This window comes from Cellulomonas algicola (assembly GCF_003851725.1).
In the GTDB taxonomy this organism is placed as follows: Bacteria; Actinomycetota; Actinomycetes; order Actinomycetales; family Cellulomonadaceae; genus Cellulomonas; species Cellulomonas algicola.
Genome location: NZ_BHYL01000141.1, coordinates 1 through 15602 on the forward strand (window position 1 = coordinate 1; position 15602 = coordinate 15602).

The 15602-nt window shown below is 74.2% G+C and carries 16 protein-coding genes; 3 read left to right on the forward strand and 13 right to left on the reverse strand.

Annotated elements, in window-relative coordinates; genetic code table 11:
* Positions 1–16: 16 nt before the first annotated feature.
* The 4 genes from CTKZ_RS10325 to CTKZ_RS10340 all read right to left on the reverse strand — a co-directional run bounded on the left by CTKZ_RS10325 (position 17) and on the right by CTKZ_RS10340 (position 4777).
* Positions 17–2602, reverse strand: a complete 2586-nt coding sequence (locus CTKZ_RS10325) for an MMPL family transporter (RefSeq protein WP_124342873.1) — start codon at positions 2600–2602, stop codon at positions 17–19.
* A gap of 106 nt (positions 2603–2708) precedes the next feature.
* Positions 2709–3353 carry a TetR/AcrR family transcriptional regulator gene (locus tag CTKZ_RS10330; RefSeq protein ID WP_235843436.1) on the reverse strand — a complete coding sequence of 215 codons (645 nt, stop codon included), beginning with the start codon at positions 3351–3353 and terminating at the stop codon, positions 2709–2711.
* 54 nt (positions 3354–3407) lie between these two features.
* Positions 3408–4097, reverse strand: a complete 690-nt coding sequence (locus CTKZ_RS10335; protein ID WP_124342874.1) for a GNAT family N-acetyltransferase — start codon at positions 4095–4097, stop codon at positions 3408–3410.
* A complete protein-coding gene (locus tag CTKZ_RS10340) occupies positions 4094–4777 on the reverse strand; it encodes an HAD-IA family hydrolase (protein WP_124342875.1) in 684 nt (227 codons plus the stop codon). The genes CTKZ_RS10335 and CTKZ_RS10340 overlap by 4 nt, the downstream gene beginning before the upstream one ends.
* Positions 4778–4894: 117 nt before the next feature.
* On the opposite strand from CTKZ_RS10340, the gene CTKZ_RS10345 reads away from it, so the two are divergent.
* Entirely contained in the window at positions 4895–6085 is a 1191-nt protein-coding gene (locus CTKZ_RS10345) for an amidohydrolase (protein ID WP_124342876.1), read from the forward strand.
* A gap of 68 nt (positions 6086–6153) precedes the next feature.
* Here CTKZ_RS10345 and CTKZ_RS10350 read toward each other — a convergent pair whose 3' ends face one another.
* The 3 genes from CTKZ_RS10350 to CTKZ_RS10360 form a co-directional block, all read right to left on the reverse strand.
* Positions 6154–6558, reverse strand: coding sequence for a pyridoxamine 5'-phosphate oxidase family protein (locus CTKZ_RS10350; protein WP_124342877.1), 405 nt, complete (start codon positions 6556–6558; stop codon positions 6154–6156).
* Between the two features lie 98 nt (positions 6559–6656).
* Positions 6657–7031 (reverse strand): DUF2255 family protein, encoded by a 375-nt coding sequence (locus CTKZ_RS10355; protein ID WP_124342878.1) that lies wholly within the window; start codon positions 7029–7031, stop codon positions 6657–6659.
* Positions 7028–7420 carry a (R)-mandelonitrile lyase gene (locus tag CTKZ_RS10360; protein ID WP_124342879.1) on the reverse strand — a complete coding sequence of 131 codons (393 nt, stop codon included), beginning with the start codon at positions 7418–7420 and terminating at the stop codon, positions 7028–7030. Before CTKZ_RS10360 ends, CTKZ_RS10355 begins: the two co-directional genes overlap by 4 nt.
* A 141-nt stretch (positions 7421–7561) precedes the next feature.
* Here CTKZ_RS10360 and CTKZ_RS10365 point away from each other — a divergent pair, with 141 nt between their 5' ends.
* Positions 7562–8548 (forward strand): aldo/keto reductase, encoded by a 987-nt coding sequence (locus CTKZ_RS10365; protein ID WP_124342880.1) that lies wholly within the window; start codon positions 7562–7564, stop codon positions 8546–8548.
* 120 nt (positions 8549–8668) lie between these two features.
* Here CTKZ_RS10365 and CTKZ_RS10370 read toward each other — a convergent pair whose 3' ends face one another.
* The 4 genes from CTKZ_RS10370 to CTKZ_RS10385 all read right to left on the reverse strand — a co-directional run bounded on the left by CTKZ_RS10370 (position 8669) and on the right by CTKZ_RS10385 (position 11447).
* Complete coding sequence (locus CTKZ_RS10370) at positions 8669–9472, reverse strand: methyltransferase (protein WP_124342881.1); 804 nt, start codon at positions 9470–9472, stop codon at positions 8669–8671.
* Positions 9473–9560: 88 nt separating this feature from the next.
* Complete coding sequence (locus CTKZ_RS10375) at positions 9561–10235, reverse strand: hypothetical protein (RefSeq protein ID WP_124342882.1); 675 nt, start codon at positions 10233–10235, stop codon at positions 9561–9563.
* 97 nt (positions 10236–10332) lie between these two features.
* Positions 10333–10509 (reverse strand): heme biosynthesis protein HemY, encoded by a 177-nt coding sequence (locus tag CTKZ_RS10380; protein WP_124342883.1) that lies wholly within the window; start codon positions 10507–10509, stop codon positions 10333–10335.
* 62 nt (positions 10510–10571) lie between these two features.
* Positions 10572–11447, reverse strand: coding sequence for an alpha/beta hydrolase family protein (locus CTKZ_RS10385; protein ID WP_124342884.1), 876 nt, complete (start codon positions 11445–11447; stop codon positions 10572–10574).
* Between the two features lie 244 nt (positions 11448–11691).
* Between CTKZ_RS10385 and CTKZ_RS10390 the strand changes: the two genes are divergently transcribed.
* Positions 11692–13290, forward strand: coding sequence for an AbgT family transporter (locus tag CTKZ_RS10390; RefSeq protein ID WP_124342885.1), 1599 nt, complete (start codon positions 11692–11694; stop codon positions 13288–13290).
* A gap of 12 nt (positions 13291–13302) precedes the next feature.
* Here the strand turns inward: CTKZ_RS10390 and CTKZ_RS10395 are convergent, their stop codons facing one another.
* Positions 13303–14256 (reverse strand): cation efflux transmembrane domain-containing protein, encoded by a 954-nt coding sequence (locus CTKZ_RS10395; protein WP_200829700.1) that lies wholly within the window; start codon positions 14254–14256, stop codon positions 13303–13305.
* Positions 14257–14291: 35 nt separating this feature from the next.
* Positions 14292–15602 (reverse strand): leucyl aminopeptidase (locus CTKZ_RS10400; RefSeq protein ID WP_124342887.1); only part of this gene is annotated, 1311 nt, incomplete at its 5' end.

Sequence of the window (15602 nt, forward strand, 5' to 3'; positions counted from 1 at the left end):
CGGACCGGTGGGGGCGTCAGGCGGTCGTGGACGGCTCCGGGTCGAGGTGCGTCTCGTGCTCGTGCGGGTGGCGGCGCTCCAGGGCGGCGCCCTCGACGTCGACGTCGGGCAGGACCCGGTCGAGCCACCTCGGGATCCACCACGCCTTGTCGCCGGCGAGGTGCAGGAGGGCCGGGATGAGCACCATGCGGACGACGAACGCGTCGACCAGCACGCCGAAGGCGAGGGCGAACCCGATGGGCCGGATCATCGCCGAGTGCGAGAACACGAACCCGCCGAAGACGGAGATCATGATGATCGCCGCGGCGGTGACGACGGCCCGCCCGGCCCGCAGGCCCTGCACGACGGCGATGCGCGCGGGGGCGCCGTGCGCGTACGCCTCGCGCATGCCGGACCCGAGGAACAGCTGGTAGTCCATCGCGAGGCCGAACAGGATGCCGACGAGGATCGTCGGGAGGAAGTTCAGCACCGGGCCGGGCGTCTCGACGCCGAAGACGCCGGACAGCCAGCCCCACTGGTAGATCGCGACGACCCCGCCGATCGCGGCGAAGAACGACAGGATGAAGCCGAGGGTCGCGACGACCGGTACGAAGATCGACCGGAACACGACGATCAGGATCAGCAGCGACAGCCCGACGACGACCGCGAGGTACGTCGGCAGGGAGTCGGCGAGCGTGTCGGACACGTCGATGTTGCCGCTGGCCTGGCCCGCGACGCCGATCGAGTCCACGCCGTCGACGGACAGGTCGCGCAGCGTGTGCACGAGCTCCTCGGTCGACTCGCTGGTCGGACCCTCGGCGGGCACGACCTGGAACGCGATCGTCGTGCCGTCCTCGGACGACCCGATGGGCGCGACGGCGACGACGTCGTCCTGCTCGAAGATCGCCGAGCCGATGCGGGCCTGCTCGACGGTCTCCTGACCCTCGGCGGGCGCCTCGGGGAGCGTCGCGACGACGACGAGCGTGCCGTTCTGACCCTCGCCGAACCGCTCGTCGATCGTGGAGTAGGCGCGGTACTGCGTGGAGTCGTGCGGCTCGGACGAGCCGTCGGGCAGCCCGAGCCGCAGCTCGGTCGCAGGCAGTGCGACGACGACGAGCGCCCCGACGCTGAGGAGGGCGGCCAGGACGGCCTTCCAGGTGGTCATGGGTCGCAGCGGCTTGGTGGGTGCGGCCACGACGACGTCGCCGGTCCCGGCGCCGGCGGCCGTGAACGCGGCACGCTCCTTCGTGTTGAGGACGCGCGTGCCGAGGATCTTGAGCAGGGCGGGCGTCATGGTGATCGCGATGAGGACGGCGACGAGCACGGAGAACGCGCCGACGGTGCCCATGAGGCCGAGGAACGGGATGCCCGTGATGTTGAGCGCGAGCAGCGCGATGAGCACCGTGGCGCCGGCGAAGACGACGGCGTTGCCCGACGTGCCGTTCGCGAGCCCGATGGACTCGTGCACGTCGTAGCCCTGCTTGAGCTGGCGGCGGTGCCGGTTGACGATGAACAGCGCGTAGTCGATGCCGACGGCGAGCCCGAGCATGACGCCGAGGATCGGGGTCACGGACACCATGTCGACGACGCCCGACAGGGACATCGCGCCGAGCGCGCCGATGCCGACGCCGAGCAGCGCCTGCAGGATCGGCAGGCCCGCGGCGAGGAACGTGCCGAGCATGACGACGAGCACGACGCCCGCGACGACGACGCCGATGACCTCGCCGACGCCGAGCAGCTCGGGCACGCCGCCCGAGATCTCGGAGGAGTAGTCGACCTGCACGCCGTCGATGGGCTCGTCGAACGCCGCGAGCAGCCCCTCCTTGGTGTCGTCGGCCAGGTTCATGGACGCCTCGGTGAACGACACCGGGACCACGACGGCGCTGCCGTCGGACGAGACCAGACGGATCTCGGACGCCATGTCGAGCAGGGTCGAGCCCGCCTCGAGCTGCGGCTCGGACGCCTCGAGCTCGTCGCGGCCCGCGTCGATCGTCGCCTGCTGCTCCGCCACGACCGCGAGCTGCGCGTCGAGCTGTGCCTGCTGCGCGTCGAGCTGTGCCTGCTGGGCCGCGACCTGCGCCTCGGCGACCGGACCGGCACCGGCGGCCTGCTGCGCGGCGGCCTCGAGCTGCGCGCGACCCGCGTCGAGCTGCTGCTGGCCGGCCTCGAGCTGCGCCTTGCCCGCGTCGAGCTGCTCCTGACCCGCGTCGAGCTGCGCGCGGCCCTGCTCGAGCTGCGCGCGACCGTCGTCGAGCTGCTGGCGCTGCTCCTCGAGGTCGGCCTGCGTCGCGAACGGGTCGACGACGTCGCGGACCCCGTCGACGTCGCGCGCGGTCTCGATGCGGTCGACGATCGCGGCCTTCTGCTCGTCGGTGAACGCCGACCCGTCCTCGGTCGAGATCACGACCGTGCCGGTGCCGCCCGCGGCCGACGGGAGCTCGCGCTGGAGCTGGTCCGTGACCTCGGCCGTCGGGGTGTCGGGGATCGTGAACGCGCTGGCCAGGGTGCCGCCGAAGGCGACGAACGTGATGCCGACGACGACGAGGACGGCGAACCAGCCGGCGACGACGGCGCGCGCGTGGCGGGCCGAGGCGCGCCCGAGGCGGTACAGGAGCTCTGCCATGGTGGGTCTCTCCGGTCAGGACGGATGCGGTGCGGGCTGGTCGTGCGGTGCCGGCCGTGGCGTGGCCGGTGGGGGCTCGGGGCGGATGGGTGCGGCTCCGGGCGGGTCAGTGCAGGGCGGGCGGTGGGGTGCCCGTCGCGCCGTAGCCCGTGCGGGCCGCGGCGAGGAGGCGTTCGACGAGGTCGGCCCAGACCCGGCGGGAGCGGTCGTCGTCCCCACCGCCCGTGGCCTGGTGCCAGTAGCCGTGCAGGACGAGCGCGCCGCTCATGAGCGACCCGACGAGCAGGCGGACGTCGAGCTCGTCGGCGTCGGGGTGGCGGCGCATCATCTCGGCGGACATCCGCGCGCTGACCTCGGTGAACGCGCGCCCGATCAGCGCGGCGTGGCGCGGGGTGAGCGCGTCGTCGGAGTCCTTGCCGAGCACGCGCGTCAGGTAGGCGATGGGGGTGACGAGGTCGGTGGCGCGCAGGGCGTGCGCGAGCTCGTCGAACATCGTCGCGTCGGCGTCGGGGGCGGTGTGCGACTCGAAGCTGTCGACGACCGTGCCGAGGATGTCGCCGCAGACGGTGATGACGATCTCGTCGAGCGACTCGAAGTGGTTGAACACCGTGCGGCGGGACACGTCGGCGCGGTGCGCGAGCTCGTCGACGCTGAACGAGGTGCCGCCGGTCTCGCGCATGAGGGCCGCAGCGGCGTCGACGATCGCGCGGTGGTGCTTCTCCCGCAGCGCGGCGCGTCGTCCGATGGTCACTCTTGCGACACTAAGTGCACCGTTGCACTCAGTGCAATGCGAGACCTCGTCCGTTCACCCGGCGTTCAGCGTGAGGAGCGCCACACCCGGGTCGGGGTCCGACGCGAGCCGCGCGTGCGTCTCCACGTCGAACCGCTCGTCGCCGTACCGCAGCTTCGCGCGCTCGACGCCCTCGGCCGCGAACCCCGCGCCCGTCGCGACGCGGCACGACGCCGGGTTGTTCACACGGTGCCCGAGCTCGAGCCGGAACAGGCCCAGGTCGTCGAAGGCGAACCGCGCGACCGACGCGACCGCCCGCGTCGCCAGCCCGCGACCCCGCTCGCTCGCCGTCAGCCAGTACGACACCCACGCCGTCGCGTGCCGGTGCTCGACGTGCGCGAGCGCGACGTGCCCGACCGCGCGCCCGTCGACGCGCACCGCGAACGCCCACGTCGGGTCCGCGGACTGCACGAGCTGGCTCTCGATGAGCTCGCGCGCGGCGTCGACGCTCGGGACCGCACCGCCACCCAGCTGCAGGACGAGGTCCGGGCTCTCCGCGACGGCGGCGACCAGCGCCTCGGCGTCCGACGGCTGCCACGGCGCGAGCGTCGCGACGCGCCTCGCGGTCGGCACACCGCCGGACGACGTCACCGGACCGCGCGAGAGGCGGCCGGGCGCGGGGGGCGTGCGCCGAGCCGTCGATCCGCCGGCCGGGAGCGTGCGACGGGCCGTCGAGCCGGCACCGGGCAGCGTGCGGCGGGTCATCGGGCGGCCACCCGGAGCACGCCGTCGGCGCTGCCGACGGACACCCGACGCAGGTCGTGCACGAGCGCCGTCGCACCGGCGTCGACGAGCGCGTCGGGCGCGAACGTGCCGACCACGGCGACGACGGGCATGCCCGCCGCGCGCGCCGACGCGACACCGTCCGTCGTGTCCTCGAACGCGAGGCAGTCGGCGGGGTCGAGGCCCAGCACCTGGGCGCCCCGCAGGTACGGCTCGGGGTCGGGCTTGCCCCGCGACACGTCCTCCGACGTCACGAACACCGACGGGATCGGCAGCCCCGCCGCGCGCAGCCGGGTGGTGACGATCTGCTCGCGTCCGGACGTCACGCAGCCCCACGCCGTCGACGGGAGGGCGTCGAGCAGCGCGGCCGCCCCGGGGAGTGCGACGACCGACGCCGCAGCGGCGAGGCCCGCCTCCCGGGAGAGGTCGAGCGCCCGCGCCTGCAGGTCCGGCGGCACGAACCGGTCGACCAGGTCCTGCGCCCGCGCGGCCACCGACGCCGCGACGATCGGCTCGGGGTCGATCCCGATCGTCTCCGCGAGCCAGCGCCACGCCGAGCGGATCGCGTCCGCCGAGTCGACGAGCGTGCCGTCCACGTCGAACAGCACGCCGCGGCACTCGACGGTCCAGGCGTCGGACGGGGCGGTGAGCGGGGGAGCCATCCCGGTAGCGAACCAGGCGTCGGGCCGTCCTGCCCGGTCGTCCGCCTTCCGAGCCGTCCTCGCCCGTCCCCCGGCGGCCGTCCGGGCGCGGCGCCCGACCGGGTTACCGTCGGTCGCATGCACCTCGTCGTGAGCAACGTCCGTCCGTGGGGAACCGAGCCGTCCGACGTGGTGGTGACCGACGGTGTCGTGAGCGCCGTCGTCCCGGCGGGCACCGCGGCCGTGCCGGAGGGCGCCGAGGTCGTCGACGGGCGCGGCCTGCTCGCGCTCCCCGGGTTCGTCAACGCGCACGCGCACGTCGACAAGTCGTGGTGGGGGCAGCCGTGGGTGTCGTACGGCGGCGAGGCGACGACGCAGGGGCGGATCGCGCACGAGCGCGCCGAGCGCGACCGGTACGGCATCCCGTCGGTCGCGTCGACCACGGCCGTGCTGCGTGAGCTCCTCCGGCACGGCACGACCGCCACGCGCACGCACGTCGACGTGGACCTGGGCGTCGGGCTGCGCGGCATCGAGCACGTCCGGGCAGCGGCCGAGGACCTCGGCGGGGCGGTCGAGGTCGACGTCGTCGCGTTCCCGCAGGACGGCGTCGTCCGACGTCCCGGCGTCCTGCGCCTGCTCGACGAGGCCGCCGCCGCGGGCGCCACGCACGTCGGCGGGCTCGACCCGGCAGGCATCGACCGCGACCCCGTCACGCAGCTCGACGGGCTGTTCGAGATCGCCGAGCGGCGCGGGGTGGGCGTCGACGTGCACCTGCACGACCGCGGCGACCTCGGCGCGTTCCAGGTCGAGCTCATCGTCGAGCGCACGCGACGCGCCGGCCTGCACGGCAAGGTCACCGTGTCGCACGGCTTCGCGCTCGGCGAGCTCCCCGCCGGCCGCCAGGAGGACCTGCTCGACGAGCTCCGCGACGCCGGTATCGGCTGGGCGACCGTCGCGCCCGTCGGCACCGCACCGCTCCCGTGGCGCGGCATGCGCGAGCGCGGCATCCCCGTCGGGCTCGGCACGGACGGCATCCGCGACCTGTGGTCCCCGTTCGGCGACGGCGACCTGCTCCGCATCGCGCTCGGCTTCGCGCGCCTGCACGGGTTGCGCACCGACGACGACCTCACCGGTGCCGTCCGGCTCGCGACGTCGTCCGCCGCCGCGTTCGTCGGGCGCGACGTCCACGACCTCGTCGTCGGCGCCCCCGGCGACCTCGTGCTGCTCGACGCCGAGAACGTCCCCGACGCGCTCGTCCGCGTCCCGCCGCGCGCGCTCGTGGTGTCGCGCGGCCGCGTCGTCGCCCGCGACGGTGTCGTGCTCGTCTGAACCGACCCGCTCGACAGCACCGACACCCGGCGCGCGGCCGCGAGCCGGCGCGCGCGGTCGTCAGCCGGTCAGCGGAGGTCGCGCGACGCCATCACGCGGTCGACGGCCAGACGAAGGACGACGCGCTCGACGCCCGGCCGCGGCGGCCGGTAGCGCTCGGCGTACCGGCGCAGGGCGTCCTCGATCTCAGGAAGATCGTCGACGACGGTCATCTCGCCTTCGAGCGTGAGCCAGCGCCGCCCGTCGACCTGGCACAGCGCGGCGCGGGCGACGCGACCGCCCTCGACGGCGCGACGCACGTTGGCCGCCTTGACGCTGCGCGGTCCGGTCGTCGTGCGGGTCACCCCGGCGACCTCGTCCCACGTGAACCCGACCGGCACGACGTGCGGGGTCCCGTCGGCGCGCAGCGTCGTCAGCGTCGCGAGGTGGCGCTCGGTGACGAACGCGAGCTGGGCGTCGGTGAGGCGGAGCACCGGTCGAGCCTAGGGCCGCCGCTCCGCGCCGGTGCCGTCCCGCGCGGCGTCGCCTCCTCGCGCTGGACCGGTGTCGCGCGGCGCGGCGCGACGCTGTGTCAGCGCGGGTCGAGGCGGAGGGTCACGTCGACGACGGACGGCCCGACGACGGTGTTGACGATCCGCGCGCCGTACCGGTCGTACTTCGCGTGGTACGCGGCGTCGAGCGCGGGGTGCACGTCGGGTGCGGGTGTCGCGAACGTGACCTCCTTCTCCAGACCGCCGACCTGCACGCGGCCCGTCCCGGACGACTGCGCACGCCGGAACCACCCGTTGCCCGGGCCGTACGCGGAGCGGATGTACACGTCGTCGCCGGCGCGCACGACCCAGATCGTCACGTTCGGGCGCAGCGTCCCGTCGGGCCGGTACGACGCGACGCGCAGCTCGTCGGTCGACTCGACCACCGCCAGCTCCTCGGCGGTCCAGCCGCTCATCGCCCGTACTCCTCGTCTGTCACGTGCTCGGCCCACGTCGCGCCGCCGTCGGGGGTGTCCGTCTCCCACATGGCGAGGTGCTCCATGAACGCGTCGGGGCCTGCGCCGTGCCAGTGCCACTCGTCGGGCGGGCACCACACGGACTCGCCGGGGCGCAGCGTCAGGACGCGCCCGTCGCGCGTGCCGACCCGGGCGACGCCCTGCGTGACGTGCAGCGCCTGACCCGCGGCGTGCCGGTGCCAGGCCGTGCGCGCCCCGGGCGCGAACCGCACGCGGTTGACGCGCAGGCGGGACGGCGCGGGCGGGGCGGCGAGGACGTCGAACCAGACGTCGCCCGTGAACCAGGCGGCGGGCCCCTTCGTGGTCGGCGGGGTGTCGAGCTGTTCCATGCGGCTGTCCTTCCGTGCCGACGGTCACCGTCGCGGCCGTCACGACCATCCGACCACCGTGCGGCGGCCGCGGGGAGTCCTCGTCGAGACGTGTACCGGCAGGGCATCCCACCGACGCGCGCCCGGACGTACGGTCGAACCATGCACACCCGCTCGCTCGGACCCGACCTGCACGTCTCCGCCGTCGGCCTCGGCGCCATGGGCATGTCGATGAGCTACGGCCCCAACCCCGGCGACCGCGACGCGATGATCGGCGTCCTGCGCGGCGCCGTCGACCTGGGCGTCACGTTCGTCGACACCGCCGAGGTGTACGGCCCGTACGTCAACGAGGAGCTCGTCGGCGAGGCGCTCGCACCGGTCCGCGACCAGGTCGTGGTCGCGACGAAGTTCGGCTGGCACATCGAGGACGGCCAGATGGCCGGGCTCGACTCGCGGCCTGAGCAGATCCGCCGCGTCGCGGACGCGTCGCTCCAGCGCCTGCGCACCGACGTGATCGACCTCTTCTACCAGCACCGCGTCGACCCCGACGTGCCGATCGAGGACGTCGCCGGGACGGTCGGCGAGCTCGTCGCCGCCGGCAAGGTCCGCGCGTTCGGCCTCTCCGAGGCGAGCGCTGCGACGATCCGTGCCGCGCACGCCGTCCACCCCGTCGCGGCCGTGCAGAGCGAGTACTCGCTGTGGACGCGCGACCCCGAGGCCGAGGTGCTGCCGACGTGCGCCGAGCTCGGCATCGGCTTCGTGCCGTTCAGCCCGCTCGGCAAGGGCTTCCTGACGGGCACGGTCGACGCGTCCACGACGTTCGCCGACGACGACATCCGCCAGCGCGTCCCGCGCTTCACCGCCGAGAACCGCACCGCGAACCAGGCGCTCGTCGACCACGTGCGCGCGCTCGCGGAGTCCAAGGACGCGACGCCGGGCCAGGTCGCGCTCGCATGGCTGCTCGCGCAGCAGCCGTGGGTCGTGCCGATCCCGGGCACGCGCCGCATCGAGCGGGTCGCCGAGAACGCGGGGTCGACCGCGCTCGCGCTGTCCGCCGACGAGGTCGCCGACCTGGACGGGCTCGCCGCACGGGTCGGCGTCGCGGGCAACCGCTACAACGACGCGGGGATGTCGATGGTCAACCGCTGACGCCGTGCCCTCCCGCGTGCGCGCCTGCTGACGCCGTCCGTCCGTGGGGCGCGCCCGCTGACGCCGTCCACCCGTCGGGCGCGCGTCAGCGGACGCTGTGCAGCCGAACCGATCGGGCCGTCACGCGCGCGGCGGCCGGTGCCCGACGGCGAACGTGCGCGTGAACCCGAGCACGACCCCCCACGGCTGCCGCGGGTACGCGGCGTCGAGCGTGGCGGCGTAGTCGTCGAGGAACGCCGCCCGCTCGGCGTCGTCGGTGAGCACGTCGAGCACGGGACGCAGCCCTGTGCCGCGCACCCACTCGAGCACCGGCGAGCGCTGCGCGCCCTCGGGGTCGAGCACGTGCTCGTACGTCGTCTGCCAGACGTCGGCGTCGAGCCCCAGCGACGCGAGCGCCCCCAGGTACTCGGCGGGCGCGGCGACGGCGGCGGCGCGGTGCAGGACCGGGAGCAGGTCGTCGGCGCGCGCGTGCCGGGCGGCGACCTCACGCATGAGCGCGTGCGACGGGGCGTCGAAGTTCGACGGCACCTGCATCGCGAACCAGCCGTCGTCGGCGAGCGCGTCGACCCAGCGCGGCAGCAGGTCGAGGTGGCCGGGCACCCACTGGAGGGCCGCGTTGGTGACGAGCACGTCGACGGGCTGCCCGAGCGCGGCAGGGTCCCAGTCCTCGACCCGGACCTCGACCCACTCGACGCGCCCGTCGGCGTCGAGCGCTCGGGCGGCGTCGAGCATCTGCGGCGAGGAGTCGAGCCCGACGACGCGTGCCCCCGGCCACCGCGGCGTGAGGCTCAGCGTGAGCGGCCCGTCACCGCACCCGAGGTCGACGACGAGCGACGGCTGGCCGGCGCCCACGCGCGCGAGCAAGTCGGCGAAAGGCCTCCCGCGGTGCGAGGCGAACAGCGCGTACTGCTGCGGGTCCCACATGACCGACCTCCCACGCAGACGGCAGATATCTTGACATCAAGATATCGCGCGTGGAGGGCGCGCGGTCGTGGCGGGCCGCGATGGCCTGTCAGCGGGCGGGTCGGGCCCGGCGCAGCAGCCGGGCAGCGACCACCAGCGCGGCGGCGACGACGAGCAGCACCGCGCCCGTGACCAGCGCCTCGTTGCCCGACCCCAGGAGCCGTGCGATGTCCGCGTAGGTCGGGTCCGCGGGGTTCGACGGATCGAGGTGGACGGCGTAGAAGCGCTCGGCGACGTACCAGTGGTCGGCCCACTCGGCGACGAGCCAGGCGCCTCTCACCGCGGCCAGCACCGCGCCGACCACCGCCCAGCCCGCCAGGACGCGGCGCCACCCCGCCGGAGCGAGGCGGGGAGGGGCGTCGAGGTCGTCGACCGGAGCATGCAGCTGGTGGACCGGAAGATCCGCGGCGCGGGTGCGGGGGGCGACGTCGTCGTCGGACGGTGCCTCCGCGACGCCGTCCCCACGACGCGACTCGAGGAACGCCCGGCGCGTCATCACGGCCTGACCGAGGATCAGGAAGAGGAAGCCCCAGATCGCGTAGCGCTCCATCGCCGCCACCGCGCGGACGTCCCCGGAGCCGCGGCTGATCGCGTTCCAGTTGAGCGCCGCGATCAGGTTGCCCACGCCGATCGCGGTGAGCAGCCCGCCGAGCGAGAGCCAGCGCCGCAGGAGGGCGTCTCCTCGGGTCTCGCGCAGGGGGGCGGTCGTCGGCGTCCGCGTCATCGTCGGCCTTTCCAGGGAGCCGTGGCGTGCTCGTGGACGTGAACGTAGCGCTTCCGTCGCACCCCGCGCGGACGTTCGGGCGATCGACGACGTCTCGTCAGCCTGCGTTGCGGAGCATGAACTCCGTCTCCGTGTCGCGCCCCATCACCGGGTCGGGTGCGTCGCTGCTCGCCTGCGACGTGATGGTGTCGGCGATGCGCACGGGTTCGGGCAGCGTCGCCCAGCGCGCGCGAGGGTCGCGCGGGTCGGGCTGCGGTGCCGGTGCGTCGTCCATGCGTCCTCCGTCGTCGGCGGTGCGTCTCCCCGCAGGCTAGCCCTGCGGGGAGACGGCGACCGTCAGAACGGGCAGCTGCTGCGGACCTCGGAGTAGGCGAGGCCCGACGGCGGCGGGCAGAGGAACTGCGTGTACCGGGTGTCCTGGTCGACGAACCGCTTGAGCCACGCGATCGCGTTGCGGGCGATGGGCGTGTTCGACGTGTTGGGCGCGAAGTGGCTCGCGCCGCGCAGCTCGACGTAGGTCCGCGGTGTCGTCGCGGGGAGCGACGCGTAGAACGGCTCGGCGTGGGTCGTGACGGACGCGATCGAGTCGTTCTGCGCCCCGACGATCAGCGTGGGCGTGCTGACCTCGGGCCACGTCTTGTCGAGGTTCCACGGCGTGAGCGCGATCGCGGCGCGCAGCGACGGGTCGTCCTTCGCGGCCTCGAGGGTGCCGCCGCCGCCCATGGAGTGACCGGCGACGGCGAGCCGGGTGGCGTCGACGCGGTCGCGGACGGCGCTGCCGGTCGTGAGGTAGCGCAGTGCCGCACGGAGCTGGTCGCCGCGCGACGACGGCTGGTCGGACGTGGTCGTCGTGTCGATCGTGAAGACGACGAACCCCTGGGACGCGATCCGGTCGCCGAGCCAGGCGATGCTCGACTGCCGCGCGGTGTACCCGGGCGAGACGGCGACCGCGCCGAAGGTGCCCTGCGAGCGGTCGGTCGGGTAGTAGATCGTCCCGCCGCCGAACCCGCTGACCAGCCATCGGGACACGGACGTGGACGACGTGGCGAACGGGCCGCGGACCGCCTCGACGGAGGCGGTGGTGGGTGCGGGGCCGCGCTCGTAGGGGTTGTCCGCGGCGAGCGCGGGGGACGTGCCGGCCGGGGCGATCCCGGCCAGGGCGGCGGCGAGCAGGACGGTGGCGAGACGGCCTCCGGAGGGTCGGATCTTCATCGATGTGCCTTCCCAGGAGTCGGACGAGTCGACGACTCGTGTCATTGGTGACGTTACGCGCGTCGAGCGGTCGACGGAAGAGCCAACCGACTAGTTGGTATGCGTTGCACCGACGGCCCGACGCCGAGGCCGAGCGGCCGGCCCTGTGCACGTCGTCCGCCGGATCTGTCCGGGATGCTCTAGCGTCGCCAGCGGGGGAGCCCAGAAGAAGGGCCTGCCCGTGCCAGCCGTCCGGAGGTGTGCGGTGAGCGAGGTCGTCCAGGAACCCGCGGCGCAGCGCGGGGCTCTCCAGAAGGTGCTCGACGCGGTCGAGCGGGCGGGCAACAAGGTCCCGCACCCGGTCATCATCTTCCTCGCGCTGATCGCGCTGATCATGGTGCTGTCGGCGGTGTTCCAGGCCGCGGGCAGCAGCGTGACGTTCGAGCAGGCGCAGCTCGGGTCCGACGAGGTCCAGACGGTGACCGTCAGCGCGCAGAGCCTGCTCGACGCCGACGGCATCCGGTTCGTGTTCACCTCGGCCGTCGCGAACTTCAACGGCTTCGGCGTGGTCGGGGTCATCGTCGTCGCGATGATCGGCGTCGGGCTCGCCGAGGAGGTCGGGCTCATCGGGGCGTTCATCAAGCGCCTCGTCAAGGTCACGCCGCCGCGCTTCGTGACGTTCTCGATCGTGCTGCTCGGCGTCATCTCGTCGATCGCGACCGACGCCGGCTACCTGGTCCTCATCCCGCTCGCCGCCGCGGTGTTCGCGTCGCTCGGCCGCCACCCGCTCGCGGGCCTCGCCGCCGCGTTCGCGGGCGTCGGCGGCGGGTTCGGCGTGAACCTGCTGATCACGCCGGTGGACGGGATGCTCACGGAGATCACCAACGAGGCGATCACCGACCCCGCGCAGCACGTGTCGATCACCGGGAACCTCTTCTTCGGGATCGTCTCGTCGTTCCTCGTCGCGGTCGTCGCGACCCTCCTGACGGAGAAGTTCGTCGAGCCGCGCCTCGGCACCTACCGCCGCGAGGAGGAGGCGCCCGCGTCCGACGACCCCGAGGTCGGCCCGGCCCCCGCCGCGGCGAGCGGGGAGCTCAGCCCGCAGGAGCGCAACGGCCTGCGCTGGGCGTTCTGGGGCTTCGTCGGCGTCCTGCTGCTGGTCCTGGCGCTGTCGCTGCCGCCGGGCGCGCCGCTGCGCAACCCCGAGACGGGCAGCCTCGTCGAGGACTCCCCGCTGCTGAACAGCATCATCTTCCTCATCCTGCTGTTCTTCTTCGTCATGGGGCTCTGCTACGGCAAGGGCGCCGGGACGGTGAAGGGCAGCATGGACGTCATCAACCCGATGACGAAGACCATCGCGAACCTCTCGGGCCTGATCTTCCTGCTGCTCGTCATCAGCCAGTTCATCGCGTACTTCAACTACTCGAACCTCGGCACGATCGCCGCGGTCGGCATGGCGGACGCGCTCGAGGCAGCGAACCTGTCGACGGTCTGGCTGATCCTCGGGCTCATCGCGATGACCGCCGTGATCGACATCTTCATCGGCGGCGTCGTGCCGAAGTGGGCGATCTTCGCGCCCGTGTTCGTGCCGCTGTTCATCCAGCTCGGCGTCTCGCCGGACCTCGCGATGGCCGCCTACCGCGTCGGTGACTCGCCGATCAACGTCGCGACGCCGCTCATGCCGTACTTCGCACTCATCGTCATCTTCGCCGAGCGCTACCGGCGCAAGGTGGGCGTCGGGTCGGTCATCTCGCTCATGCTCCCGTACACGGTCGCGCTGCTGGTCACGTGGAGCGCGCTGCTCGTCGTCTGGTACCTGCTGGGCATCCCGCTGGGCCCCGGCGCGTCGATCTACCTGGAGTGACCCCGGCGAGGCTCAGGCGGCGAGGTCCGGGTCGCCGGTGACCTCGACCGTCGCCCACACGTCCCCGTCGAGCGCCCGGAGCGCGTCGACGACCGCACGCCGCACCCGGTCCTCCGCGTCGACGTCCCACGTGCCCGGCTCCACGACGAAGTCGACCTCGACGTACAGCCGGCGGCCGAGCTTCGTCGCGCGCACGACGGGCTCGGGCAGCCCGAACCGGTCCCGCACGTCGGCGACGGCAGCCGCGAGCGCCGCGGCCACGGGCCCGGACGGCGACGCCTCCAGCAGCTCGCGCGCCGCCGCACGCACGAGCCCGACCGGCACCGGGACGATCACCGCGCACGCCACCAGCAGCAGCACCGGGTCGGCGTACCGCGTCGCGGCCGTCGCGCCGAGCGCGTCGAGCCCGAGGGCGGCCGCACCGCCGACGCCGACGACCGCGCTCAGCACGGCGCCGGCCCGCCACTGCGCGACCTCCGCGTCGACGAGGTCCGAGCCGCTCGTCCGCCGCAGCCACGCGACGACGCCGAGCGACACGGCGGCGCTGGTGACGCCGTAGAGCAGCATCGTCGCGGGGCTCGCGTCGGAGCCGCCCGCCAGCAGGGTCGTCACGGCGTCCGCCGCCGCGTACGCGACCGTGCCGAGCAGGGCGGCGCCCTGCAGCGCGACGGCGAGCGGCGTGACGGCGTGCCTGCCGAACGGGTACTCGACGGTCGGCGGCGAGGCGGCGGCGCGGGCGGCGGCGAGCGAGACGCCCGAGAGCAGGATGCCCGCGAGCAGGAACACGCCGTCGAACACGAGCACGCCCGAGTCGGCGAGCACCCCCCACACGACCGCACCACCGCCGATGACCGCCGACGCGGCGATCGACACGACGAGCGCCCGTCGCTCCCTGTCCTCCGGCGAGCCGCCGCGTGGCGCGCCGTCGCGTGACGCGCCGTCGCCGTGCACCCCGTCCCGGGGCACGCCGTCCCCGTGCGCGCCGCGTCGTGGCGGGTCCGTCATTCCGGTGCGCGGTACGCCGACGCGACCTCGGCGAGCAGGCGCGCGCCGAACCCGGTGGCGCCCTTGGTCCGCCACGCGTCGTCCTTCTCCGAGCGCATCGGACCCGCGATGTCGAGGTGCGCCCACGGGGTGTCGCCGACCCACTCCGCGAGGAACAGCGCCGCTGTGATCGCGCCCGCGAACTCCCCGCCGAGGTTCTTGAGATCGGCGACCTCGGAGTCCATCCACGACCGGTACCGGCGGTCCAGCGGCAGACGCCAGACGCGCTCGTCGGTGGCGTCCGCGGCGTCCTCGACGAGCCTCTGGACGCGGTCGTCGTTGCCGAGCAGCCCCGCGGTGAGCGGTCCGAGAGCTGCGAGGCACGCGCCGGTCAGGGTCGCGATGTCGACGATCGCGTCGACGCCGTCCTCCTGCGCGAGCGTGATCGCGTCGGACATGACGAGCCGGCCCTCCGCGTCGGTGTTGACGACCTCGATCGTCCGGCCCGCGCGCGTGACGAGCACGTCGCCCAGCTTGGTCGCGGTCGCGGACGGCATGTTGTCGGTGAGCGCGAGGTACGCGGACACCCGCACGGGCACGCGCAGCTCGCGCAGCACGCTCATCGCGGCGAGCACGGCACCGGCGCCGGTCATGTCCATCTTCATCGCCGCGTGCATCGCGTTCGACGGCTTGAGGCTGATGCCACCCGAGTCGTAGGTGATGCCCTTCCCGACGAACCCGAGGTGCCCGGGCGCCGCGTCGCCCTCGGGCACGTAGTGCAGCACGACCATGCGCGGCTCGACGGCGGACCCGGCGTTGACCCCGAGCAGCCCGCCGCACCCGAGCGCGACGAGCGCCGCCTTGTCGTGCACCGTGATCTCGAGCCCGGCGTCCGCAGCGAGGCGACGCGCGACGTCGGCCACGTCCGGCGCGGTGAGGTGACCTGCGGGCGTGTTGGCGAGGTCGCGCGAGAGGGCGGCGGCGCGGGCGAGGACCAGACCACGGGCGACGCCGTCGCGTGCGGCGGACGCGTCGGCGTCGGGGACCCGCAGGTCGAGCCGCTCGACGGCGACCGTGTCCGGCTCCGACCGCAGCGGGTCGTACCGGTAGCGGCCCAGCACGACGCCTTCGACGACGGCCTGTGCGGCGGCACCCACGCCGGAACCGCCCGTGAGCGGGACCGCCGCCAGGTCGGTCGCGAGGTGCGCGGCGCGTCCGTCGGCCCGCGCGAACGCCGCGGCGGCGTCGCGGAGCACCGCGGGCGTCACGTCCGCGGCGGGCCCGAGCCCGACGAGCACGAGCGACGGCTCGTCGCCGGGCCGGGGGAG

Bases quoted from the DNA above. Each gene is read 5' to 3' on its own strand.
- CTKZ_RS10325 (WP_124342873.1), bottom strand. From the start codon at position 2,602: ATGGCAGAGCTCCTGTACCGCCTCGGGCGCGCCTCGGCCCGCCACGCG.
- CTKZ_RS10335 (WP_124342874.1), bottom strand. From the start codon at position 4,097: ATGACCCGCCGCACGCTGCCCGGTGCCGGCTCGACGGCCCGTCGCACG.
- CTKZ_RS10340 (WP_124342875.1), bottom strand. From the start codon at position 4,777: ATGGCTCCCCCGCTCACCGCCCCGTCCGACGCCTGGACCGTCGAGTGC.
- CTKZ_RS10345 (WP_124342876.1), top strand. From the start codon at position 4,895: ATGCACCTCGTCGTGAGCAACGTCCGTCCGTGGGGAACCGAGCCGTCC.
- CTKZ_RS10355 (WP_124342878.1), bottom strand. From the start codon at position 7,031: ATGAGCGGCTGGACCGCCGAGGAGCTGGCGGTGGTCGAGTCGACCGAC.
- CTKZ_RS10360 (WP_124342879.1), bottom strand. From the start codon at position 7,420: ATGGAACAGCTCGACACCCCGCCGACCACGAAGGGGCCCGCCGCCTGG.
- CTKZ_RS10365 (WP_124342880.1), top strand. From the start codon at position 7,562: ATGCACACCCGCTCGCTCGGACCCGACCTGCACGTCTCCGCCGTCGGC.
- CTKZ_RS10370 (WP_124342881.1), bottom strand. From the start codon at position 9,472: ATGTGGGACCCGCAGCAGTACGCGCTGTTCGCCTCGCACCGCGGGAGG.
- CTKZ_RS10375 (WP_124342882.1), bottom strand. From the start codon at position 10,235: ATGACGCGGACGCCGACGACCGCCCCCCTGCGCGAGACCCGAGGAGAC.
- CTKZ_RS10380 (WP_124342883.1), bottom strand. From the start codon at position 10,509: ATGGACGACGCACCGGCACCGCAGCCCGACCCGCGCGACCCTCGCGCG.
- CTKZ_RS10385 (WP_124342884.1), bottom strand. From the start codon at position 11,447: ATGAAGATCCGACCCTCCGGAGGCCGTCTCGCCACCGTCCTGCTCGCC.